Here is a 22213-nt window from a genome sequence, read left to right as displayed (position 1 = left end):
CGAGTGGCGGAGCGTCGCCTGACGGCGTTCCCGGGCACCAGCCCGTACGATGCTATCTGCGTCCGCAGTCACCTGGAGCCGTCGCCGTCGGCGCCCCGGTCACTGGGGTCCCTCGTCACCGGGTCCGTAGTCACCGGAGGTCCAAGCCCGTGCGCCCGCGTCACCTCTCCAGGCGAGCCGTGCTGGCGGGCGGAGCGGCCGCCCTGACGGCCTGCAGCGCCTCGGGTCCCGCCGGGCCCGCGACCCCGGCGCCCGACTCGCCCGAGACCGTCCTGCTGCGGCAGGTGGTCGCCGACAAGGAGCGCACGGTCGCCCTCTACTCGGCGCTGATCGCGGGCGGCGCCGACTCCCTGGAGCCCTTCCGCGCCCGGCACCAGGCGCACCTGGCGGAGCTGCGCAAATACCTGCCCGCCGGCCCGCCGCCCGTCTCGTCGCCCGCCTCCTCGCCCGCCGTGTCCGCGCCCGCCTCGCCGGGCGCGTCGCCCAGTGCCACGCCGTCGAAGTCGCCCAAGCCCACGCTGTCACGGCTGCGGGACGTGGAGCGCCGGGCCGCGGCGCAGCGGCCCCGTCAGCTCGCCGGCCTGTCCCCCGGCGTGGCCCAGCTCCTCGCCAGCATCGGGGCGTGCGAGGCGGTCCACGCCGTGTCGCTGCCCAAGTCGTCGTGAACGGGATCGTGATGAACAGGATCGTGGTGGCAGCGTCGTGACGGCCGGGGACGACGTCGAGAAGCTGCGCAAGGCTCTGGCCGCCGAGCACGCCGCCGTGTTCGCCTACGGGCTCCTGGGGGCGCGTACGACCGGCTCCCTGCGGGACCTGACCGGCGCCGCGTACGAGGCCCACCGGGCCCGCCGCGACCAGCTCCGCAATCTGATCATCGGCCGCGGGAGCCGCCCGAACGAGTCGGAGCCCTCCTACGCGCTGCCGTACGTGCCCACCGGCGCCGCGCAGGCCGCCCGGCTGGCCGTGCAGCTGGAGAACGGCGTCACGGCCGCCTACCTGGAGCTGGCCGCCGCTGCGGACCCGGCGCTGCGCAAGTACGCCGCCCTGGCCATGCAGGAGTCGGCGACCCGCGCCTACGCCTTCCAGCCGGCACCGCCCGCGGCCTTCCCCGGCATGCCGGGCAGCACCCCGCCCGCGACGCCGCCTCCCACGCCGGCACCGTCCCGCTCCGGCAGCTGACGACACCACGCCCGGCCCGGCACCACGGGCCGCCCCAACGCGCAGCCAGGACAGCAGCCCACCCCCGAAAACGCAAGGCCGGCCCAACGGCTCGCCCCCTCGCAGAGCCAGGACAGCGGCCCGCCCTCATCGTGACGGGACCGGACAGCGGCCCGCCGTGACGGGACCGGACAGCGGTCCCGGCCCCATCACGGGAGCCGGGACAACGGACCAGTCCCATCACCGGAGCCGGGACAGCTACCCGGCCCGCGGGGGGGTGGGTCAGCGGCAGGCGGCCAGGATGCGGGTGGCGGCCTCGGCGAGGGGGATCTCCTCCTTGACGCCGGTCACCCGGTCGCGCAGCTCGATGACGCCCTGCGACAGCCCGCGCCCGATCACCACGATCGTGGGCACGCCCAGCAGCTCGGCGTCCTTGAACTTGACGCCCGGCGAGACCTGGGCGCGGTCGTCGACGAGCACCCGCAGCCCCTGCGCCTCCAGCTCGCCGGCCAGCTCAAGGGCGGCCTCGACCTGGTTCTCCTTGCCGGTGCCGACGATGTGCACGTCGGCGGGCGCGACCTCGCGCGGCCACACCAGGCCGAGCTGGTCGTGGGCCTGCTCGGCGATGACGGCCACGGCCCGCGAGACGCCGATGCCGTAGGAGCCCATGGTGATGCGGACGGGCTTGCCGTCGGGGCCGAGGGCGTCGAGGCCGGCGGCGTCGGCGTACTTGCGGCCGAGCTGGAAGATGTGGCCGATCTCGATGCCGCGGTCGATGGACAGCGGGGAGCCGCACCGGGGGCAGGGGTCGCCGGCGCGCACCTCGGCGGCCTCGATCGTGCCGTCGGGGACGAAGTCGCGCCCGGCGACCACGTCGGCGGCGTGCTTGCCGGGCTCGTTGGCGCCGGTGACCCAGGAGCTGCCGGTGACGACGCGGGGGTCGACGAGGTAGCGGATGCCGAGCTCGCGCAGGATCTGCGGGCCGATGTAGCCGCGGACGAGGCCCGGGTGGGCGGCGAAGTCGGCGGCCTCGAAGATGGCGGGCTCGCCGGGCGCGAGCGCGGCCTCCAGGCGCTTGAAGTCGACCTCGCGGTCGCCGGGCACGCCGATGATCAGCGTCTCGACCTTGTCGGAGCCGGGGGTGGTGACCTTGACGACGACGTTCTTCAGCGTGTCGGCGGCGGTGACGGACAGGCCGTGGCGCTCGTTGACGTAGGACACCAGGGACTCGATGGTCGGGGTGTCGGGCGTGTCGAGGACCCGCATCGGCGCGGCGCCGTCGAGGTCGCGGGCGGGCGGCGCGGTGGTGGTGACGGCCTCGGCGTTGGCCGCGTAGCCGCAGGAGTGGCAGGCCACGAACGTGTCCTCGCCGGTGGGGGTCGGCGCCAGGAACTCCTCGGAGGCCGAGCCGCCCATCGCGCCCGAGGTGGCGAACACGATCTTGTACTCGATGCCGAGCCGCTCGAACGTGCGGATGTAGGTCTCGCGGTGCTGCTCGTAGGAGCGCTTGAGGCCGTCGTCGTCGAGGTCGAAGGAGTAGGAGTCCTTCATGAGGAACTCGCGGCCGCGCAGGATGCCGGCCCTGGGCCTGGCTTCGTCGCGGTACTTGGTCTGGATCTGATAGAGCGTGACCGGGTAGTCCTTGTACGAGGAGTATTCGCCCTTGACCATGTCGGTGAAGAGCTCCTCGTGCGTGGGGCCTAGGAGGTAGTCGGCGCCCTTGCGGTCCTGGAGCCGGAACAGGGTGTCGCCGTATTCGGTCCAGCGGCCGGTGGCCTCGTAGTACTCGCGGGGCAGCAGGGCGGGGAAGAGCACCTCCTGGCCGCCCATCCGGTTCATCTCCTCGCGGACGATCCTGGTGACGTTCTCCAGCACCAGCTTGCCGAGGGGCAGCCACGAGTAGATGCCGGGGGCCACGCGGCGGACGTAGCCGGCGCGGACGAGGAGCTTGTGGCTCGGCACTTCCGCGTCTGCCGGGTCGTCCCGCAGGGTGCGAAGAAACAACGACGACATGCGCAGCAACACGGCTACTCCTTGCTCGGGCCTGGATCTGAAGGATTACAGGCTATCGACTCGGGGAGCCGCGCCGCGCGGCGTTAATCGGGCGCGGGCCCGGATCGGCCCGGATCGCCGGGTTCGCGGCCGGTACGCCCGCTCAGACCGAGAGGGGCCGGTACGCCGCTCAGGCGAGAGAGCCGGTACGCCGCTCAGGCGAGAGGGCCGGTACGCCCGCTCAGGCCGAGAGGGGCAGCCAGCCGCCCACGAAGACGCCCAGGCAGACGGTGAGCAGTCCGGCGAAGACGGCCGAGACCGCCAGGGCGCGCACGCGGGCCCGCCGGTTCCTGCGCAGCACCACGACCAGGGCCACGGCCAGCAGCGCGACCACCATGGCGGGTCCGGGCCAGAACGACTGCTCGCTGTCGATGAAGCCGGGGGTCGCCCGGTCGACGACGTCGGCGATCAGCAGCGCGCCGATCGCGCCCGCGGCCAGGTCGCCCCAGCGGTCCCGCCTGCGGGTGACGTAGGCGAGCAGGCCGAGGCCGACCAGCAGGCCGACCGTCCAGTTCAGCCCGGCGACGCCGCCGCCGATGACGTCGAAGCCGTCCACACCGCGCAGGGCGCCCGCGCCCATGGCCGCGACCACGGTGGACACGGCCGCGAGGAACGTGGTCAGCAGCGCCCAGCCGAACCCCGACGCGGTGGCGCCCACGACCATCGCGAGGGCCAGGTAGGCGTACGGGTCGTAGAGCTGGCCGAACCATTCCGGGCCCTTGCCGGCGGTGAGCATGCCGATGAGGCCGACGGCCAGTCCTGCCAGGAAGGCCGCCAGCACATGGCGTTCCATGCGGCGCAGCCGCCGGTCGCATTCGGCGAAGTCGGCGTACTCGATTGCGGTGTGGTTCATCTTCATTCCCTGGTCAATCCCTCCCCCGGAAATGTCTAGGGATGACCGCATCCAGATTATGTATCCATCCAAAAAAGGCAAATTTCGGTCATCCGTATCTAAGGCAAGCAATCGCTTGGTTTACCATGCTCGGGTGACCCTCTCCGATGAGCTCGGCGCCGTCGTCCGTGCCTACCTCGCCGACCGGCCGGACGCGACGTGGCAGGCGTTCGCGCGGGACGTGGGCGCGGCGGGGCTGCTCGTGCCCGAGCGGTACGGCGGCGCGGGCTGCGGCCCGGCCGAGGCGGCGGCCGTGGCCGAGGAGCTGGGACGCGCGCTGTCACCCCACCCGTTCCTCCAGTCGGCCGTGCTGGCCGTCGGCGCGCTCATGGCCGACGGGGACGAGGACGCGCGGGCCCGGCTGCTGCCGGAGCTGGCCTCGGGCGCGGCGACGGCGACCGTCGTGCTGCCGGGCGACGGGGACCTGGCGCTGGCGGACGACCGGCTCTCCGGCTCGGCGCCGTACGCGCTGGACGGCGAGATCGTGCTCGTCTACACCGGCGGGCACCTGGTCGAGGCCGAGCCGACGCGGCGGACGGCGTACCCGACCATGGACGAGACCCGCCCCCTGGTCTCCCTGACCTTCGACCGCGCACCCGTACGAAGGCTGGGCCCGGGGACGTCGTGGGCCCGCGTACGCGACCTCGGGATCGCGGCCCTGGCGGCCGAGCAGACCGGCGGCGCGGCGCGCTGCCTGGAGATGGCCACCGAGTACGCGCGCTCGCGCCGGCAGTTCGGCCGGCCGATCGGCTCCTTCCAGGCGATCAAGCACAAGCTGGCCGACGTCCTGCTGCTCGTGGAGTCCGCCCGCTCGGCGGCACGGGCGGCGGCGGAGGCGGCGTCGGAAGCAGAGGCGGAGGTCTTCGCGGCCGTCGCGGGGTCGTACTGCGCCGAGGCCTACCTGACGGCGGCGGGCGAGAACATCCAGGTGCACGGCGGGATCGGGGTGACCTGGGAGCATCCGGCGCACCGGTATCTCAAGCGGGCCACGTCCGACGCCCAGCTCCTGTGCCCGCCGCGGACGCACCGCGCCCGCCTGGCCGCGCACGTCTTCGGCGAGGCGTGAGGCGGCTCAGCCGCCGAGCAGCTCCTCCCACGGATGGCGGGTGTTGGTGCGGCGGGTGGTGTCGAGCGCCTCGGCCAGACGCCACAACCCCGGCCGCGCGCGCACCCGCGCCCGGCCCATGGGGTCGATCGCGCGCAGCTCGAAGCGCACCCCCAGCACCTCCAGCACCGCCGAGCCCGCGCCCGCGGGGCCGGCGGCCGTGAGCGGCGCGCCGCCGGCGTCGCCGACCTGGCCGGCGAGCAGCGCGGCCACCTCCGAGGCGTACGGCCCGTCGCGCCACTCGATGTGCCAGCTCCGGTCGGCGCCGCGCCACCACGTCAGGTCGCGGCACGACTCGATGACGTCGGCCTCGGTCGCGAGGGCGGCCATGACCCGGCCGAAAGCCTCGTAAGCGCGCGCGTCGGGGAGCGAGGGATCGTCGTCGCCATGGTCGTGGAACGTGCCGTCCTTCGACCGCCGCAGCGCGTGCTTTCGCCTCACGAGCAACCACTCTGATCGGCGGCGCGCCCTTCCCGCAAGTGTTCGGCCCTGATACGCTCTACCAAGCGAGCGCTTGGTTCACTACTTTCGCCGGAGGCGCGATGACGTCCCTACGGATCAGCCTGGGGTACGAACTGGAGGTCCGCGGCCGCACCCGCGGGGTCGAACGACAGGCGTTCCAGAACGTGATCGAGCAGGTCGTCCTCGGCGATCGGCTGGGGTTCGACACGGCCTGGTTCGTCGAGCACCACTTCACCAGGGGCTTCTCCCACTCCTCCGCCCCCGACCTGGTCCTCGCGGCCATCTCGCAGCGCACCGAGCGCATCCACCTCGGGCTCGGCGTGGTGCTGCTGCCGTTCCAGTCGCCCATCCGCACCGCCGAGCGGGTCGCCACCCTCGACGTGCTCAGCGGCGGCCGGGTCGAGTTCGGCACCGGACGCGGCGCCTCCCCCCTGGAGTACCAGGCCTTCCAGCGGCCGTTCGAGAAGTCGCGGCAGATCTGGGAGGACTCGCTGGAGGCCACCCTCGCCATCTGGCGCGCCGACGGCGAGCCGATCAGCAGGTCGAACGAGTTCTTCGAGATCCCTGACGTGGCCGTCTACCCCCGTCCGGTCCAGGAGCCGCACCCGCCCGTGTGGGTGGCCTCCACCTCGCTGGAGGGCTACCTGGCCGCCGCCCGGCATGGCTACAACCTGCTGGGCATGACGATGCTCAAGGGCATCGACGACGTCGCCGCCGACATCGCGAAATACCGGGAGTGCCTGGCCGAGAGCGGTTTCGACCCCGCCTCCCGGCGCGTGGCGCTGATGATCCCCTGGTTCGCCGCCCCCACCCGGGACGAGGCCACCGCCACCGCCGCCGACGCCGTCCTGTGGTACATCCGCCGCCAGGTCAACCTGGTCACCCCGCCCGACTACTACGACGCCCGGCACGCCACCCACCGCGTGCTGGGCCAGCTCGCCGCCGGGATGCCGCCGGAGGAGGCGATGGCCACCCTGCGCGAGCACCTCATGGTCGTGGTGGACGACGTCGAGGGCTCGCGCAAGGCCCTGGTCAGGATCGCCGAGGCCGGGGCCACGGACCTGATCATCCAGGCGCAGGTCGGCGGGCTGGCCCACGAGAAGGTGTGCGAGTCGATGACGCTGTTCATGAACGAGGTGGCCCGTTGACCGCCGCCCGCTGGCTGACCCGCGACGACCTCGCCTCGTCCGCACGCACCGCCGAAGGGCTGCTGCTCGTGGCGCCCGACCTGTCCAGCGTGTTCCCGCTCGGCCCCGAGGACGCCGCCGCCGCGACCGGGCTCACCGCGGCGGCGCTGCGCGCGGCCGGCGTCGGCGGGCGCGACCGGGTCGTGGTGGCGCTCGCCGAGCCCGCGGGGGCGCTGTGGACCGCCGCCGCCGCGCAGGTCGCGCGGGCCGCCGCCGCCGTCGGGCCGCGCGGCCGCCTGCGCCTGCACCACGCGCTGACCGCGCTCGGCGCGACCACGCTGGTCAGCACCCCGACGGGCGCGATGGACCTGCTGGCCCGCCTGCACCTGGAGTTCCTGCTCGACCCGCTCGACCTCGGGCTCGACCACATCGTCCTGACCGGCGAGATCGCCTCCAGGCGGACGATGGGTCATCTGGCCGGCGAGTTCGGCTGCGCCGTCACCGAAGTGCTCGCCAGCCCGTTCGGCGGGGCCGCCCTCGCGTTCAGGGCCGCCGAGGACGCGCCGCTCACCCCGCTCGCGGACGGCGTGCTGGGCCTCGCCTCGCTGACCAAGGACGACCTGGCCGGCCCGCAGGACGCGCTCGCCGAGCTGGTCCTCACGCCGTCCGGGCACTCCACGCTGGGCGACGCCGTGCTCAGGACCGGCCTGGTGGCCAGGGCCGACGGCTCCGGCGGCGCCGGGCTGCCCGCGCCCGCGCACACCGTCGGCGACCACGTGCTGGTCAGGGGCGTGTGGCTGGCGTTGCCGCGGGTCGAGAAGGCGCTGTCGAAGATCGACGGCGTGACCGGCTGGGAGCTGTCGGTCGAGCGCCAGGGCACCCTGGACGCCGCCGCCCTGACCGTCTCCTTCGGCCGGGAGAGCCTGGTCAGGAACCCGATGTGGCGGTCGAGGATCGAGCAGGCCGTGCGCGCCCTGACCCCGATCTCGATCGACGTCCGCATCGCCCAGGACGTCCTGGAGACCCCCGTGCCCGGCACGGTGGACGACCGGCGCGGCCACCATCTCGGCCGGGACAGGGCCCTCGTCAGCTAGCGCGACGGAGTAGCCGATGGCATCGATGCCCGACTGGGGGACGCTCCCCCGCATGCTGCGCGACCAGGCCGCACGCCATCCGGACACCGTCGCGGTCGTCGAGGGCGGCGCGCGCGTCACGCTGTCGGAGCTCAGGACGGGAGCCGCCGAGGTGGCCCGCGGGCTGATCGCCCTCGGCGTGGAGCCCGGCGACCGGGTGGCGATCTGGGGCCCGAACTCGGCGTCGTGGGTGCGGCACGCGTTCGGCGTCTGGGACGCGGGGGCCGTCCTCGTGCCGTTGTCGTCGCGGTACAAGGGCATCGAGGCGGCCGGGCTGATCGGCCGGACCGGGGTGAAGGTCGTCATCGTCGGCGATCCGCCGCTCGCCGGCCTGCTGCCTCCCATGGACGCCCGGGTGGCCGTGCGCGCGGCCGGCGACCTGGAGGCGGGCGGGGTGAGCGGACGGGCGGTCGAGGAACGGGCGCTGGCGGTCGGGCCCGGCGACCTGTGCGAGATCATGTCCACGTCCGGCACCACGGGCACGCCGAAGGGCGTGATGCTCGACCACGCCCAGGTCCTGCGCGGCTACTGGGACTGGGCGGAGATCGTCACGCTGGACGAGGACGACCGCTATCCGGTGATCGCGCCGTTCAACCACGGGTTCGGGCTGAACGCCGGGCTCGTCGCGTGCGTGCTGCGGCGGGCCACGATGTTGCCGATCCCGGTGTTCTCGCCGGACGCGCTGATGTCGCTGATCTCCTCCGAGAAGGCGACGATCCTGGCCGGGCCGCCCACCCTGTTCGCCCGGATCCTGGACGAGCTGGACCGCGCCGACTGGGACGTCTCCTCGTTGCGGGTGGCCATCTGCGGAGCCGCCTCCGTGCCCGCCACGCTGATCACCCGGCTGGCCGAGCGGGTCGGCCTGGAACGGATGATCAACGCGTACGGGCTGATGGAGGGCACGGTCGTGTCCATGACCCGGGCCGGCGACCCCATCGACGTGATCGCGAACACCACCGGCAGGGCCGTCCCGGGCATCGAGGTCAAGATCGTGGACGACGACGGCAAGGAGGTCGCGCCCGGCCGGCGCGGCGAGATCCTGCAACGCGGCTACGGCGTCATGCGCGGCTACTGGGACGAGCCCGCCAGGACGGCCGAGGTGATCGACGCCGACGGCTGGCTGCACACCGGCGACGTCGGCGTGCTGGACGAGGCGGGCAACCTCGCCATCGTGGACAGGAAGAAGGAGCTCTACATCGTCAACGGGTTCAACGTCTCCCCCGCCGAGGTCGAGTCGCTCCTGCTGCGCGAGGGCTCGCTGGCCCAGGCCGCCGTGGTCGGCGTGCCCGACCCGGTCTCCGGCGAGGCCGGCGTGGCGTACGTGGTGCCCCGGCCGGACGCCCGCGTCACCGCCGACGCGCTGCTGGCCTGGGCGAAGGCCAACATGTCCAACTACAAGGTGCCCAAGCGCGTCGAGGTGGTGGACGCGCTGCCCGTCAACGTCAACGGCAAGGTCGACAAGCTCGCCCTGCGCTCGCGGGCCGTCCCCGGATAGCGGCGTTTCAGGGGCTGCCATGAGGGGCCCCGTGAGCGAGAATCCGGTTGGACGGGTATTCACGGGAGACGGGTTCACCTGCGGGCGACCGGGGATACATCGAGCACACGGGCCGGTTGCACCTCTTGGGACGCGTCCTCCGCGTCGCACCTTCACCGGCATGAGGAGGCAGCGTGGCGTTGCACGTGGCGGTCATCGGGTCCGGCCCGGCCGGGATCTACACAGCCGAGGCGCTGGTCAAGCAGTCGGCCGAGCCTGTGCTGGTCGACGTCCTGGAACGGCTGCCCACGCCGTACGGGCTGGTCAGGTACGGCGTGGCGCCCGACCACACCTCGATCAAGTCGATCGCGAACTACCTGCGCAGGGTCCTCGAACTGCCCCAGGTGCGCTTCCTCGGCGGCGTCACGCTGGGCGCCCATGTCTCGGTCGCGGACCTGCTTCGCGTCTACGACGCGGTCGTCTACTGCACGGGCGCGATGGTCGACCGGCGGCTCGGCATCCCCGGCGAGGACCTGCCGGGCAGCGTGGCGGCCACCGACTTCGTCAACTGGTACTGCGGCCACCCCGACGTCGATCCCGGCCGCTTCACGCTGGACAGCTCCGAGGTCGCGGTGATCGGGGTCGGCAACGTGGCCGTCGACGTCGTGCGCGTGCTGGCCAAGACCGCCGACGAGCTGCGGCACACCGACGTGCCCCACGACGTCCTCGACCGGCTGAGCCAGAGCCAGGTCAAGGCGATCCACATGGTCGGCAGGCGGGGGCCCGAGCACGCCAAGTTCACCCTGAAGGAGCTGCGCGAGCTCGGCGAGCTGGCCAACGCCGACGTCTGCGTGCGCCCCGACGAGGCGGCCGTCCTCGGCGCCGACTTCCCGCGCCAGGTCCAGGGCAACATCAAGGTCCTGCAGTCGTGGGCCGGCCGCGAGCCCGTGGGCCGGCCGCGCCGCCTCGACGTGCGCTTCTGGCTGCGGCCGGTGGAGATCCTGGGCGCCGACCGGGTCGAGGGGCTCCGGCTCGAACGCACCCGCCTGTCGGAGGAGGGCCGCGTCGTCGGCACCGGCGAGTACGAGACGCTGCCCGTCGGCATGGTGCTGCGCTCGGTCGGCTACCAGAGCGTCCCGCTGCCCGGCGTGCCGTTCTCCGAGCGGACCATGACCGTGCCCAACGAGGCGGGCCGGGTGCGTCCGCGCGAGTACGTGGCGGGCTGGCTCAAACGCGGGCCGACCGGCGTCATCGGCACCAACAAGTCCGACGCCGCCGAGACGGTCCGCACGCTGCTGGCCGATCTGGAGGGCGAGTCCGGCGGCGCGCGGGCGTCGCGGCCGACGGTCGAGTCGCTGCTGGCCGAGCGGGGCGTGCGGCCGGTGACCTACGACGACTGGCTGGCCATCGAACGGGCCGAGGGCGAGCTGGCCAGGTCGCTCGGCCGCGGCGAACGCGTCAAGCTGGTCGGCGTCGACACCATGCTCCGCGCCTGCGCCCACCCGGAATGAGCCCGTACGCGCACGACGAGCCCGTGCCCGGTTTCGCCGAGGTTCACGCGGCGCAGCAGGCCCGCTACCCCATGGCCGAGCCGGGCCGGCAGCCGGTCCACACCGTCTACGTGCCGGCCGACCGTTTCTCCGCCTCGACCGTCGCCGAGTGGGGAGGGCGGGCGCTGTCGCTGGCCGAGGCGCATCTGGAGGCGTTCGCGCCCGGCGTGCGCGACCGGGTGCTCGGCAAGCTGGCCCGCGAGCCGGTCGAGGACCTGCGGATCGACTTCGAGGACGGCTACGGCGTGCGCCCGCACGAGGAGGAGGACGGGCACGCCGAACAGGCCGCGCGGGCCGTGGCCCGCCTGCACGCCGCCGGGACCTTGCCGCGGCGGTGGGGGCTGCGGGTGAAGTCGTTCGCCGACGGCGACCCGGCGAGGTCGGTGCGCACGCTCGGCGGCTTCCTGACCGGGGTGCTGGAGCGGGCGGGCGAGCTGCCGGCGGGGTTCACGGTGACGTTCCCCAAGGTGCTGATGGAGGCGTACCTCGGGCAGTTCGCGGGCGTGCTGGAACGGCTGGAGGCGCGGCTCGGCCTGTCCGGGCTGCGCTTCGAGATGCAGGTGGAGGCTCCCCAGACGCTGCCCTTCCTGCGGGCCGAGCTGCCCTTGACGCTCGGCGGGCGGCTGGCCGCGGCGCACTTCGGCGTGTTCGACTACACCGCCGCCATCGGCCTGCCGCCGCACGAGCAGCGGCTCGACCATCCGGCCTGCGACCACGCCAGGCATGTGATGCAGACGGCGTTCGCGGGCACGGGCGTCGAACTGTCCGACGGCTCGCTGGCCGCCGGGCCCGCCTCCGACCGGGCGGACGACGTCCACGCCCTGTGGGGCAGGCACGCCCGGCTGGTCGGCCACTCCCTGGCCCACGGCTTCCACCAGGGCTGGGACATGCATCCGGCGCAGCTCGTCAGCAGGTTCGCCACCGTCTACGCCTTCCACCTCGCCCACTACGACTCCTACCGGGAGCGCGTACGGGCCTGGGAGGAGCGGCGGGCGGCCGGGGGCGGCGTCATGGACGAGCCGGCCACCGTCAGGACGCTGGCCGCCGCCCTCCGGCGCGCCGACGCGGTCCTTTTCCCCTGAGCCGCGCCACGGGGTGGGGGCTCAGTCGCGTTCGACGAGGGAGCGCCACTGGCGGACCAGCCGCCACTCGACGGGGTCCGTCCAGCTCGCCCGTACGGCCGAGCCCACGTGGAAGGCGCGGATGCCGTAGTCCAGCAGGTCGGGCACGTGAGCGGGCTTGAGCCCGCCGCCGGCCAGGATGATCGACCCGTCGCCGGCCTCGGCCCTGGACCTGAGCGTGGACAGCCCCGCGCCGACGCCCTGGGGGGAGCCGGAGGTGAGCACGGTGGCCAGGTTGGGCAGCAGCCGCACGGCCCGCCAGGACGCCTGCACGTCGGCGGCGTGGTCGACCGCGCGGTGGAAGGTCCACGGGAGCGGCGAGACGGCGTGGATGAGCGCCTCGGTGGCCGCCAGGTCGACCGCGCCCGCGTCGTCGAGGAAACCGAACACGAACCCGGCCGCGCCGGCCTGCGCGAGCGCCTTGGCGTCGCGGCGCAGCCGGTCCAGGACGTCGGGGTCGGCGGTGAAGTTGGCCTCGCAGCGCAGCATCACCATCTGGGGAAGGGGGCACTCCGCGGCGATCGCGGCGACCGTCTCCGGTGCAGGGGTGAGCCCGTCGGCCGCCATGTCGGCGACGACCTCCAGGCGGTCGGCGCCGCCCTGCTCGGCGGCCACGGCGTCGCGCACATTGAGCGCGATCACCTCAAGGAGGGATCCGGTCATGGCAAAGAGGTTATATGGCGCTCTGTCCACTTGCGCCGGAAACGCACGTGCCCATCGGGGCCACTGCGGTACATGCCGACGAGGTGACCTGCCGCCTGACGTGAGGTGGCGCGCGACCACCGGCCGGGCCCGGCCCCCTTCCGGACCGGGTCCGGCCAGAGGGGTTCGCTAGGCGCTGATCAGCTCCGCGACCGTCAGGTCACGGAAGGCCGTCGTGGACAGGTCGCGCGACGGCCGCTGGAACAGCGCCCCGGACGAGCGGTGCGGCAGGTCCACGGTACGGACGTGCCGGAAGCCGCGCATGCGGTAGTACTCCTGCAGCCGCGGGTTGGCCTTGGCGCAGTCGAGCCGGAGCCAGGGCAGCCCGGCGGAGCGGGCCGCGGAGCAGGCCCAGTCGAGGAGCGCGTCGCCGAGCCCGCTGCCGGACCACGGCCTGGCCACGGCCAGCTTGTGGACGTAGAGCGCGGCCCCCGGGTCGTCGGCCGGGGTCCAGAACTCCGGGTCGGCGTTGCCGTCGAGGGCGATGGTCGCCACGGGCGGGGCCTGGACGTCGGGGTCGAGATAGCGCAGCTCGTCGTCGAGCAGGTACAGGACCCGCTCCTCGATGAGCGGCTCGATCCGCTCGGGGCCGAATCCCTGCCGCGGCCACTGCCGCACTCCCTGGGTGTGCAGCCACTCGGCGGTGTCCGCGAGAAGCCTGAGCACGCCGGGAAGGTCCGCGGGCTCCGCGCGCCGGAGTGCGAGCGGGTGAAGGAGGGTGTTTGTGTGCATAATACAGCCCTTCGATGCGTTGGGTGCCCATGCCGACACACAGCGTGATGACGCAATGTCGCGCAGGGGCGATATGGGTCCTCAACCCGATATATATGGATAAATGGCGATTTAGGGGAGTATGCACGACTCCCCTAGGCCAGCGAGGCGGCTTTCTCGCTGCGCCCGGCCGGCGGGATCACCCCTTCAACCGAGCCCGTCAGCGGCGACGATCGAGCTCGTATCTGATCAGATGTTTGTCGGCGGGCAGCACCGACACAGCGACACGCACTGGCATGTCGGCCCCGTCGTATCCGACTCGGACGTAGACCATGACTGGCGTGCCGAGTTCGAGTTGGAGGCGCTCGGCCTCCTCCTGGTTGGGCATACGGGCCCAGATGTCGTCGACGACGCGTATCTGCGCGTGCCCGAGTTCTTCCAGAACCCTGTTCGCCCCGCGCGCGATGTCTCCGGGCCTGGCGATCTCGGAGTCGGCGACCAGATCACGGGGGAAGTAGGAGTCGTTGGTGTTGTACGGCTGGCCGTCGACGAACCGCAGGCGGCGACGCACGACCGCCAGCTCTCCGTCGGCCAGTTCCAGCCTGCTGGCGATCTCCTCGACGGGAGAAACCGTCAGCACTTCAATGTACTGGCTCGGGGCCCGGCCTTCCTGCGCAACGGCGTAGGCGAAGGCCTCCTTCAGTTCTCCGGTGGGCTGCGGCTCCAGCTCGCGCTGCGGGTAGATGAGCAGCGGCCTGCGGTCGCGGACCACCGTGCCGCGCCTCGGCGTGCGCGTGACCAGCCCCTCGTTGACGAGCTCCCCGAGAGCCAGCCTGACGGTGTTCCTGCTCACCCCGTGGTCTTCCATGAGCTGTGCCTCGGTCGGCAGCTGCGCCCCGGGGCCGAGGACACCCGAGTAGATGGCTCGACGCAATTCCGCCGCCACCTGCTGATACAGCACCGACCTTGCCACTTTCACCCCTTTTGTTCCAACAATTTAGACGATCTGGTTCTAGCAGGCCACAACCCCTTGACCGAAGCCCCTCGACCGGCCCATCATCCATTCGTTGGTACAAATCCATCTAAAGGCCGGTGAGGGGGTGGAGGCCAAGTGTTGCCGGTTCTCTCGGACACGCCGTTCCTGCCCTGGCAGGACCCCCGCGAAGCAACTCGTTTACTGCGTTACGCGTTGCGGCGCGACGGGTTCTCCCACAAGCACCAGAGCAAGGAAAAGGCGATGTCCGTGCTCTCGGTGTCGACCGAACCGACCGTGTGGTGCATAGACGGATCCTTTGTCTGGAACGAGGAGGGTGGCGCCCCCGTCACGCACCCCATCGATGACCCTGTCGGCGCGGCTCGACGCAGCACCGTTCGTCACCGGCGGCACGTGCCTTCGCTCACCCCCACCGACTCCGTGCGCGAACTCGCGGCCTAGGACTCCATCCCTCGCCGGAGTCCTGGCGTCGCCGCGCACGGGGCAGGAAGCGCGTCCTGGCGGGTCCCCCACGCCCGCCAGGACGCGCCTTCCTCCGAGGGACCCTCTTGCGCCGCCGTACCGCCCCCGTGCCCGGAGGGCTGCGCGCCGTCCGAGCCAGGCCCGGGCCGGCGGCAGGAGTCAGCGGTCGTGACCTCGGTGTCACGTCTGTCGCCGAGTCGCTACCGCACACGTACGCCGCCACGTCCGGGTCGCCTCCATGGTTGACGCCTCAGCTTCATCATCAACCCTCACGGGCCAACCTGTAGGCACCTTCGCAATGGTGGGACTGGTGGGAATTTCCGGTACGAATCGAATGTCCGGTTCTGGACCGATCAGCGGGAGGATGTGCGCTCGGGCGAATGGGCATCCGCGTCCCCGTCCAGGGGCTCCCAGTCGAGCAGGGTCAGCCGGTCGTCGATGCGCGTGCGGACCCCTCGTACGCGCTGGCCGGGCAGCGGCTCGGGAGCGGCGCCGCGCCAGTTCCCGTGCACCAGGCAGCCGGGGACGGCGTCCAGCCGGACCATCACCACGACGTACGGCTCCTCCGAGCCCGGCAGGAAGGCCCGGCGGTTGACGATCCAGCTCTCGACCACGCCCTCGGCCGGCACCGGGAGCCACCGCCACGCCTCGCCCCGGCAGGACGGGCAGAAGGCCCGCGCAGGGAAGCGCGCGGTGCCGCAGCCGTCGCAGCGCTGCACCGCGAACCCCTCCCGCGCCAGGCGCTCCCACCACTCGGCGGAGTCGCGGTCGGGCTCGGGACGGGGACCGTGGGTCATGGGTCACGACCTCCTGAGGATCAGCGCGGAGGTGGCGGGCAGGATGTAGCCGGGCTGGGCCGTCGAGAGCGCCACCTCGGCGCCGGGCACCTGGCGGTCGCCGGCCTCGCCCCGGAGCTGGGCGACCGCCTCGGCGACGTGGTTGAGGCCGTGCACGTACCCCTCCGACAGGAAACCGCCGTGGGTGTTCACGGGCAGCTCGCCGTCCGGGGCCGTGGCGCCCGACTCCACGTACGGGCCGCCCTCGCCCTTGGCGCAGAAGCCGTAGTCCTCCAGCTGCACGATCACCGAGTACGTGAAGCAGTCGTAGATCTCGGCCACGTCCACGTCGCCGGGGCCGAGGCCGGCCTGCGCGTACAGGCGCGGGGCCAGGGCGGCGGCCGCGGTCACCGTGGGATCGGCCGGACCCGTGCCCGACAGGTGGGACGTGCCGCCGCCCCAGGCCGCCGCCGAGATCAGGACGGGGTGGCGGCGCAGGTCGCGGGCTCGTTCCGCGGTGGTGACGACGAGGGCGCAGGCGCCGTCGGTCTCCAGGCAGCAGTCCAGCAGGCGGAACGGCTCGGCGATCCACCTGCCGGCCAGGTAGTCCTCCAGCGTGATCGGGGTGCGCATGAGGGCCCGCGGGTTCTTGACCGCGTTGGCGCGCTGGGTGACGGCGACGCGGCCGAAGTGCTCGGGCCTGGTGCCGTACCGCAGCATGTGGGCGCGGGCGTACATGGCGTACTGCTGCGGCGGGGCGAAGTAGCCGTACGGGGCCTGGTACTGGACCTCGGGGCTGACCGGCACGCCGCGCCCGGTGCCGCCCATGCGGAACTCGGAACGGGCGTTGATCGCGCGGTAGCAGACGACGGTCTCGGCCATCCCCGTCGCCACGGCCAGGGCGGCCTGGCCGACGACGGCGTGCGAGACGCTGCCGCCGCCGAACTGGTCGAGGTGCCAGGCGAGGTCGGGCAGACCGAGGGCGGGGGCCACCAGGGAGGGCGCGGCCGAGTCGCCGACGCGGTGGGTGGCCAGGCCGTCCACGGCGTCCGGGGGCAGGCCGGCGTCGTCGAGGGCGGCCAGGACGGCGCGGCAGGCCAGGGTGAGGGTACTGACGCCCGAGTTCTTGGTGAAGGGGGTGTAGCCGATCCCCGCAATGGCGGTCACATCCCGGAAATCAAGCAAGCGCTTGGGCACAGAGAGCACGCTATGCCGTCCTTTTTCGCCATGTCAACCGGCGACGGGGCCACCGGACGGCGAGCGGCAACCGGGGCGGACTCCGGGCGGGTTGACAGGGTCTCCGGAACGAGCCTAGTGTCCAAGCAAGCGCTTGGTATGTATGATGGGCGCAGTCGGTGACGAGGAGGCGGACCCCATGAGCACACACGCTGCCCGGCTCATCGCGCCGGACGGCTGTCGCGGCCTTCCGACGCCCTACCAGCGCAGCAGGACTCGTAACGGAGCCGCCATGCCGCCCGGCCCTACACAGCACAACGGGAACGGCCACATCGACGGCCGCCGGTTCCGTCAGGTCCTCGGCAGGTTCGCGACCGGCGTGGTGGCGATCACCGCCCTCGACCCGGCGAACGACCAGCCGTGCGGCCTGGCGGCCAACTCCTTCACCTCCGTCTCGCTCGACCCGCCGCTGGTGGCCTTCTGCGTGGCCCACACCAGCACGAGCTGGCCCCGGGTGCGCGGCGCGAAGGTCGTCACCGTGAACGTGCTGGCCGAGCACCAGCAGCCGGTCTGCGCGCAGATGGCGGCCAAGGGCGGCGACAAGTTCGCCGGCCTGGCCTGGACCGGCTCCCCCGGCGGCAACCCGGTGCTCGAAGGCGCGCTGGCCTGGCTCGACTGCGTGATCGAGGCCGAGCACCCGGCCGGCGACCACATGATCGTGGTGGCCCGGGTGCTGCAGCTCGACACGCACGCCGACGGCGGCCCCCTGGTCTTCTTCCAGGGCGGCTACGGGGGATTTGTTGAGCCTTCGTGAGCAGGCCCGCGCCTGGCTGGAGGAGAGCCTGTCCGGCGAGTTCGCGCACGTCCGCGGTCTCGGCGGCCCCGGCAGGGAGCATGAGGGGCACGACCTGCGCCTGGCCTGGGAACGCCGGCTCGGCCAGGCGGGCTGGACCTGCCTGAGCTGGCCCGAGCGGTACGGCGGCCGGGCCGCCTCCCTCGACGACCAGGTCGCCTTCTACGAGGAGTACGCCAGGGCCGACGCCCCCGCCCGGGTCGGCCTGATCGGCGAGGGGCTGATCGGCCCGACCATCCTGGAGTTCGGCACCGACGAGCAGAAGGACCGGTTTCTCCCGCCGATCCAGCGCGGCGAGGAGCTGTGGTGCCAGGGCTACTCCGAGCCCGAGGCCGGGTCCGACCTGGCGAACGTCCGGACCAGGGCGCGGCTCGAAGGCGACGAGTGGGTGATCACCGGGCAGAAGGTGTGGACGTCGCTGGCCCACGTCGCCGACTGGTGTTTCGTCCTGTGCCGTACCGAGGAGGGCTCGCAGCGGCATCGCGGGCTGTCGTACCTGCTGGTGCCGATGGGCGGGCCGGGCGTCACCGTACGCCCGATCAGGCAGCTCACCGGCACCTCCGAGTTCAACGAGGTGTTCTTCGACGGCGCGCGCACGGCGGCGGGGAACCTGCTCGGGGCGCCGGGCGAGGGCTGGCGGGTGGCCATGGCCACGCTGGGCCACGAGCGCGGCGCGTCCACGCTGGGGCAGCAGATCGGGTTCCGGCGGGAGCTGGCCGAGGTGATCGCGACCGCCCGGCGGACCGGGGCGGCCGAGGACCCGGTGCTGCGCGACCGGCTCGTCCGGTCGTGGCTGGAGCTGGAGATCATGCGACTGAACGCCCTGCGGATGCTGGGCCCGGACCCGGGCCCGGAGGTGTCGATCGCCAAGCTCTACTGGTCGGAGTGGCATCGCCGGCTGGGCGAGCTGGCGCAGGAGGTGCAGGGCAAGGCCGGGCTCGTGGCGGCGGACGGCCTGAACGACCTGCAGCGCTTGTATTTGTTCAGCCGGGCGGACACGATCTATGCCGGGTCGAGTGAGATCCAGCGGAACATCATCGCCGAGCGCACTCTTGGTCTCCCCCGCTGATTGGAGCACGGATGGCACCGCCCTATCCGAAGTCGCACGGTCTGCTCGACGGCAAGGTCACGCTGGTGACCGCCGCCGCGGGCGCGGGCATCGGCTACGCCACCGCCAGGCGCTGCGCGGAGGAGGGGGCGACGATCGTCCTGTCCGACCGGCACGAGCGCCGCCTGGCCGCCGCCGCCGAGGCGCTGACCGAGCTGACCGGCGTCAAGCCGCTGGCGGTCCCCTGCGACGTGACGTCGGAGCCGCAGGTGCTGGCGCTGTTCGACGCGGTGGTGGAGGCGCACGGCCGGCTCGACGTGGTGATCAACAACGCCGGCCTCGGCGGTACGGCCCCGCTGGCCGAGATGACCGACGAGCAGTGGCACGCGGTGCTCGACGTCACCCTCAACGGCACCATGCGCTGCACGAGGGCGGCGGTCCGGCACATGATCGGCCAGGGCTCCGGCGTGATCGTGAACAACGCCTCGGTGGCCGGCTGGCGGGCGCAGCGCGGGCAGGCGCACTACGCGGCGGCCAAGGCCGGGGTGATGGCGCTGACGAGGTGCGTCGCGCTGGAGGTCGCCGAGCACGGCGTCCGGGTGAACGCGGTGGCGCCGTCACTGGCCGTGCATCCCTTCCTGGCGAAGGTGACGAGCGAGGAGCTGCTGGCGGAGCTGGCCGCCAAGGAGGCGTTCGGGCGGTCGGCCGAGCCGTGGGAGGTGGCCAACGTGATCGTCTTCCTGGCCAGCGACTACTCGTCGTACATGACGGGCGAGACCGTCTCGGTGTCCTCGCAACATCCCTGACCTGGCCCTGTCAGGGAGAATTCGGGGTAGGCGGCGGGCATCGGGCGGGCTACCGTCCGTTGCATGGGCACACGCTCCTCCTTCCTGCTCGACGTCCTGATCAGCGAGTTCGGCGAGTCGATCAAACGGGACCCGGCCGCCTTCCGGCGCAAGTTCCGCAAGATGGCGGCCTCCCCCTTCGCCTTCTACCGGGGCAGCGCCGGCCTGTTCTACGCCGACCTGACCGGCGACTTCGCCGACGGCTCCTACCTCGACGAGCCCACAAGCCGGGTGTGGATCCACGGCGACCTGCACGCCGAGAACTTCGGCACGTACATGAACGCCTCCGGGGTGCTGGTCTTCAACGTCAACGACTTCGACGAGGCCTACGTCGGCCCCTACGTCTGGGACCTCAAGCGTTTCGCCGCCAGCGTGGCGCTGATCGGCTACGCCAAGGCGCTGTCGGACGAGACGATCAGCGCGCTGGTGACCGAGTTCGCGCGGGCGTACCTGGCCGAGCTGCACGGCATCGCGACCGGCGGCGACGACGCCATCGGCTCGCTCACCCTGGAGACCACCGGCGGCGTGCTGCACCGGGTGCTGCAGACGGCGCGGCTCAGCACGCGGGTGGCGATGCTCGACGTGGAGACCGTGATCGAGGACTACGACCGGCGCTTCGCCCTCATGGACGGCCGGGAGGAGGTCGACGCGGCGACCCGGGAGCGGGTGCTGGCGGCGTTCGAGGGCTACCTGGGGACGTTGCCCACGCCGTCCAGCCCGGTCGAGCACGTCGTCAAGGACGTGGCGCTGCGCAAGGGCGTGGGCATCGGGTCGGCGGGGCTGCCGTCGTACAACCTGCTGCTGGAGGGGCGTTCGCAGGCGCTGGAGAACGACGTCATCCTCTACATGAAGCAGGCCCAGGCGCCGGCCGTGGCCCGGTACGTCGACAACGAGAAGGCGGCCTCCTACTTCCTGCACCAGGGCCACCGCACGGCCGAGTCGCAGCGGGCGCTGCAGGCCTACGCCGACCCCTGGCTCGGGTACGCCTCGCTAGACGGGGTGGGCCAGCTCGTGGCCGAGGTGTCGCCGTACTCGGCCGACCTCGACTGGGACGACGTCAACGAGCCCGACGAGCTGCGTTCCATCATGCGCGACCTGGGACGGGCGGTGGCGCGCATGCACTCGGTGGCCGACGACGAGTCCAGCCACGACCTGGTGGACTTCTCGACGGAGGAGGCGATCGTCGCGGTCATTAACGGCGATCAATCCGGATTCATCGGCATGTTGGTGGATTTCGCCCACCGATATGGGGCACAGGCTCGTGAAGACCATCAACGGTTCGTCGACCTGTTCAGGAACGGTCGCCTGCCCGGCCTGTGAGCCCTCGCGGCGGCCGCGGAGGAGCATCGTGCGTCATCTCATTGGGCTGCTGCTGGGGACCGAGGAGGACTGGCCGGCGGCGTTCGAGGCCGTGTTACGCCGGTTGGGGCCGATCAAGGGGGTGGGCGAGTTCGACGTCGAGCGCATCACGATCGAGCCGTTCGACCTGCGTGCCAAGCCACGCCACGAGCTGGTGATCGACCGGCTGGCGTACTGGTACTACCACCCCCGCGAGTGGCTGAAGAAGATCGCCATGATGGACGACGTCTATCTGCTGAACAGCCCGTTCACGTTCCAGTCGATGGAGAAGCACGCGGCCTACTGCGCGATGATGCGGCTCGGGCTCAAGGTGCCGGAGACGGTGCTGGTGCCGTACAAGAACCCGCTGGACAACTCCCGCTACGCCTACACCGCCGAGCGCTACAACCGGGCCTTCGACCTCGACGCGGTCGCCGAGCGCATCGGCTATCCGCTGTTCATGAAGCCGTACGACGGCGGCGCCTGGCGGGGCGTCTCCCGCGTCCGCGACCGCGACGAGCTGCACCGCGCCTACGACCAGAGCGGCGAGATGCTCATGCACCTCCAGCAGTCCGTCGAGGGGTACGACGCCTTCGCCAGGTCGTTGTCGATCGGCGCGGAGACCATGGTCATGCGCTTCCGCCCCGACGAGCCGATGCACGCCCGGTACGCCGTGGACCACGAGTTCCTCTCACCGTCCGTGGGCGAGGAGGTCGTCACCGTCGGGCGGCTGGTGAACGCGTTCTTCCGCTGGGAGTTCAACTCCTGCGAGACGCTGGTCAAGGGCGCCGACGTGCACCCGATCGACTACGCCAACGCCTGCCCCGACGTGGCCCTGACCAGCCTGCACTACTACTTCCCCTGGGCGATCAAGGCGCTGGTGAAGTGGAGCGTGTTCTGCGTGGCCACCCGCCGCCGCCCGCGCATCGACCTGGAGACGCACGACTACTTCGAGGTCACCGGCGACTACGGGGAACGGCTGGCCCAGTACCGCAAGCTGGCCGACCGGTACTTCGAGGTGGACCGGTACGAGGAGTTCTGCCGTACGCATCTGGGGCACATCGACGAGATCGTGCTGGACTGGGTGGCCGGGCCGGAGTTCGACCGGTTACTGGTCGACACGGTGGCGGCCACGTACCCGGCGGGCGAGCGCGAGCGGTTCACCGAGCACTTCCGGGGCCTGCTGCGACTCTGGGTGAAGGACGAGGGCAGCTAGTAACCGACCAGTCGGTAT

At 72.3% G+C, this 22213-nt stretch carries 22 protein-coding genes; 14 read left to right on the top strand and 8 right to left on the bottom strand.

Annotated features, from left to right (window positions below; all coding sequences use genetic code 11):
* The first annotated feature begins 149 nt into the window (after positions 1-149).
* Both ACFYUV_RS47920 and ACFYUV_RS47915 read left to right on the top strand, forming a co-directional pair.
* Positions 150-665 (top strand): hypothetical protein, encoded by a 516-nt coding sequence (locus tag ACFYUV_RS47920; protein WP_387682041.1) that lies wholly within the window; start codon positions 150-152, stop codon positions 663-665.
* Between the two features lie 37 nt (positions 666-702).
* The gene (locus ACFYUV_RS47915) at positions 703-1179 is read left to right on the top strand and encodes a ferritin-like domain-containing protein (protein ID WP_387682038.1); all 477 of its coding nucleotides are present in this window, start codon (positions 703-705) and stop codon (positions 1177-1179) included.
* Positions 1180-1440: 261 nt separating this feature from the next.
* On the opposite strand, the gene ACFYUV_RS47910 is transcribed toward ACFYUV_RS47915, so the two are convergent.
* Positions 1441-3183, bottom strand: a complete 1743-nt coding sequence (locus ACFYUV_RS47910) for a proline--tRNA ligase (RefSeq protein WP_358298442.1) — start codon at positions 3181-3183, stop codon at positions 1441-1443.
* A gap of 208 nt (positions 3184-3391) precedes the next feature.
* The gene (locus ACFYUV_RS47905; RefSeq protein WP_387682035.1) at positions 3392-4063 is read right to left on the bottom strand and encodes a hypothetical protein; all 672 of its coding nucleotides are present in this window, start codon (positions 4061-4063) and stop codon (positions 3392-3394) included.
* Positions 4064-4196: 133 nt separating this feature from the next.
* On the opposite strand from ACFYUV_RS47905, the gene ACFYUV_RS47900 reads away from it, so the two are divergent.
* Positions 4197-5168 carry an acyl-CoA dehydrogenase family protein gene (locus ACFYUV_RS47900; RefSeq protein ID WP_387682032.1) on the top strand — a complete coding sequence of 324 codons (972 nt, stop codon included), beginning with the start codon at positions 4197-4199 and terminating at the stop codon, positions 5166-5168.
* Between the two features lie 6 nt (positions 5169-5174).
* Here ACFYUV_RS47900 and ACFYUV_RS47895 read toward each other — a convergent pair whose 3' ends face one another.
* Complete coding sequence (locus ACFYUV_RS47895) at positions 5175-5648, bottom strand: hypothetical protein (protein ID WP_387682029.1); 474 nt, start codon at positions 5646-5648, stop codon at positions 5175-5177.
* Between the two features lie 101 nt (positions 5649-5749).
* On the opposite strand from ACFYUV_RS47895, the gene ACFYUV_RS47890 reads away from it, so the two are divergent.
* The 5 genes from ACFYUV_RS47890 to ACFYUV_RS47870 all read left to right on the top strand — a co-directional run bounded on the left by ACFYUV_RS47890 (position 5750) and on the right by ACFYUV_RS47870 (position 12035).
* Positions 5750-6817: an LLM class flavin-dependent oxidoreductase gene (locus tag ACFYUV_RS47890; protein WP_387682026.1), complete on the top strand. Its 1068-nt coding sequence runs from the start codon at positions 5750-5752 to the stop codon at positions 6815-6817.
* Entirely contained in the window at positions 6814-7890 is a 1077-nt protein-coding gene (locus tag ACFYUV_RS47885; RefSeq protein ID WP_387682023.1) for a hypothetical protein, read from the top strand. Before ACFYUV_RS47890 ends, ACFYUV_RS47885 begins: the two co-directional genes overlap by 4 nt.
* A gap of 16 nt (positions 7891-7906) precedes the next feature.
* Complete coding sequence (locus tag ACFYUV_RS47880; protein ID WP_387682020.1) at positions 7907-9424, top strand: AMP-binding protein; 1518 nt, start codon at positions 7907-7909, stop codon at positions 9422-9424.
* Positions 9425-9597: 173 nt separating this feature from the next.
* The gene (locus ACFYUV_RS47875; RefSeq protein ID WP_387682017.1) at positions 9598-10914 is read left to right on the top strand and encodes an FAD-dependent oxidoreductase; all 1317 of its coding nucleotides are present in this window, start codon (positions 9598-9600) and stop codon (positions 10912-10914) included.
* Entirely contained in the window at positions 10911-12035 is a 1125-nt protein-coding gene (locus tag ACFYUV_RS47870; protein ID WP_387682015.1) for a DUF6986 family protein, read from the top strand. The genes ACFYUV_RS47875 and ACFYUV_RS47870 overlap by 4 nt, the downstream gene beginning before the upstream one ends.
* 21 nt (positions 12036-12056) lie before the next feature.
* Here the strand turns inward: ACFYUV_RS47870 and ACFYUV_RS47865 are convergent, their stop codons facing one another.
* The 3 genes from ACFYUV_RS47865 to ACFYUV_RS47855 form a co-directional block, all read right to left on the bottom strand.
* The gene (locus tag ACFYUV_RS47865; protein ID WP_387682012.1) at positions 12057-12737 is read right to left on the bottom strand and encodes a copper homeostasis protein CutC; all 681 of its coding nucleotides are present in this window, start codon (positions 12735-12737) and stop codon (positions 12057-12059) included.
* A gap of 168 nt (positions 12738-12905) precedes the next feature.
* Entirely contained in the window at positions 12906-13442 is a 537-nt protein-coding gene (locus ACFYUV_RS47860) for a GNAT family N-acetyltransferase (RefSeq protein ID WP_358298461.1), read from the bottom strand.
* A 265-nt stretch (positions 13443-13707) separates the two neighbouring features.
* Positions 13708-14460 carry a GntR family transcriptional regulator gene (locus ACFYUV_RS47855; RefSeq protein WP_352319883.1) on the bottom strand — a complete coding sequence of 251 codons (753 nt, stop codon included), beginning with the start codon at positions 14458-14460 and terminating at the stop codon, positions 13708-13710.
* Between the two features lie 138 nt (positions 14461-14598).
* Here ACFYUV_RS47855 and ACFYUV_RS47850 point away from each other — a divergent pair, with 138 nt between their 5' ends.
* A complete protein-coding gene (locus ACFYUV_RS47850) occupies positions 14599-14922 on the top strand; it encodes a hypothetical protein (protein ID WP_387682008.1) in 324 nt (107 codons plus the stop codon).
* 374 nt (positions 14923-15296) lie between these two features.
* Here the strand turns inward: ACFYUV_RS47850 and ACFYUV_RS47845 are convergent, their stop codons facing one another.
* Positions 15297-15740: a Zn-ribbon domain-containing OB-fold protein gene (locus tag ACFYUV_RS47845; protein WP_387682006.1), complete on the bottom strand. Its 444-nt coding sequence runs from the start codon at positions 15738-15740 to the stop codon at positions 15297-15299.
* Positions 15741-15743: 3 nt separating this feature from the next.
* Positions 15744-16904, bottom strand: coding sequence for an acetyl-CoA acetyltransferase (locus tag ACFYUV_RS47840; protein WP_358298636.1), 1161 nt, complete (start codon positions 16902-16904; stop codon positions 15744-15746).
* Positions 16905-17187: 283 nt separating this feature from the next.
* On the opposite strand from ACFYUV_RS47840, the gene ACFYUV_RS47835 reads away from it, so the two are divergent.
* From ACFYUV_RS47835 to ACFYUV_RS47815, 5 genes are all read left to right on the top strand, one after another.
* Positions 17188-17709: a flavin reductase family protein gene (locus tag ACFYUV_RS47835; protein WP_387682130.1), complete on the top strand. Its 522-nt coding sequence runs from the start codon at positions 17188-17190 to the stop codon at positions 17707-17709.
* Positions 17696-18817, top strand: coding sequence for an acyl-CoA dehydrogenase family protein (locus ACFYUV_RS47830; protein WP_387682003.1), 1122 nt, complete (start codon positions 17696-17698; stop codon positions 18815-18817). The genes ACFYUV_RS47835 and ACFYUV_RS47830 overlap by 14 nt, the downstream gene beginning before the upstream one ends.
* Before the next feature lie 11 nt (positions 18818-18828).
* The gene (locus ACFYUV_RS47825) at positions 18829-19602 is read left to right on the top strand and encodes an SDR family oxidoreductase (protein WP_352363141.1); all 774 of its coding nucleotides are present in this window, start codon (positions 18829-18831) and stop codon (positions 19600-19602) included.
* Positions 19603-19665: 63 nt separating this feature from the next.
* Complete coding sequence (locus ACFYUV_RS47820) at positions 19666-20961, top strand: DUF2252 domain-containing protein (protein WP_387682001.1); 1296 nt, start codon at positions 19666-19668, stop codon at positions 20959-20961.
* A gap of 28 nt (positions 20962-20989) precedes the next feature.
* Entirely contained in the window at positions 20990-22195 is a 1206-nt protein-coding gene (locus ACFYUV_RS47815; RefSeq protein ID WP_387681999.1) for a hypothetical protein, read from the top strand.
* Positions 22196-22213 lie beyond the last annotated feature (18 nt).

This window comes from Nonomuraea sp. NPDC003560 (genome assembly GCF_042878785.1).
GTDB lineage: Bacteria > Actinomycetota > Actinomycetes > Streptosporangiales > Streptosporangiaceae > Nonomuraea.
The sequence above is the reverse complement of the archived record's forward strand: the minus strand, read 5'-3'. Positions and strand labels throughout refer to the sequence as shown.

What these genes read in the sequence shown, in the direction of transcription:
- ACFYUV_RS47865 (WP_387682012.1), bottom strand. Translation starts at nt 12,737, where the DNA reads ATGACCGGATCCCTCCTTGAGGTGATCGCGCTCAATGTGCGCGACGCC.
- ACFYUV_RS47825 (WP_352363141.1), top strand. Translation starts at nt 18,829, where the DNA reads ATGGCACCGCCCTATCCGAAGTCGCACGGTCTGCTCGACGGCAAGGTC.
- ACFYUV_RS47905 (WP_387682035.1), bottom strand. Translation starts at nt 4,063, where the DNA reads ATGAACCACACCGCAATCGAGTACGCCGACTTCGCCGAATGCGACCGG.
- ACFYUV_RS47880 (WP_387682020.1), top strand. Translation starts at nt 7,907, where the DNA reads ATGGCATCGATGCCCGACTGGGGGACGCTCCCCCGCATGCTGCGCGAC.
- ACFYUV_RS47820 (WP_387682001.1), top strand. Translation starts at nt 19,666, where the DNA reads ATGGGCACACGCTCCTCCTTCCTGCTCGACGTCCTGATCAGCGAGTTC.
- ACFYUV_RS47870 (WP_387682015.1), top strand. Translation starts at nt 10,911, where the DNA reads ATGAGCCCGTACGCGCACGACGAGCCCGTGCCCGGTTTCGCCGAGGTT.
- ACFYUV_RS47835 (WP_387682130.1), top strand. Translation starts at nt 17,188, where the DNA reads ATGCCGCCCGGCCCTACACAGCACAACGGGAACGGCCACATCGACGGC.
- ACFYUV_RS47845 (WP_387682006.1), bottom strand. Translation starts at nt 15,740, where the DNA reads ATGACCCACGGTCCCCGTCCCGAGCCCGACCGCGACTCCGCCGAGTGG.
- ACFYUV_RS47890 (WP_387682026.1), top strand. Translation starts at nt 5,750, where the DNA reads ATGACGTCCCTACGGATCAGCCTGGGGTACGAACTGGAGGTCCGCGGC.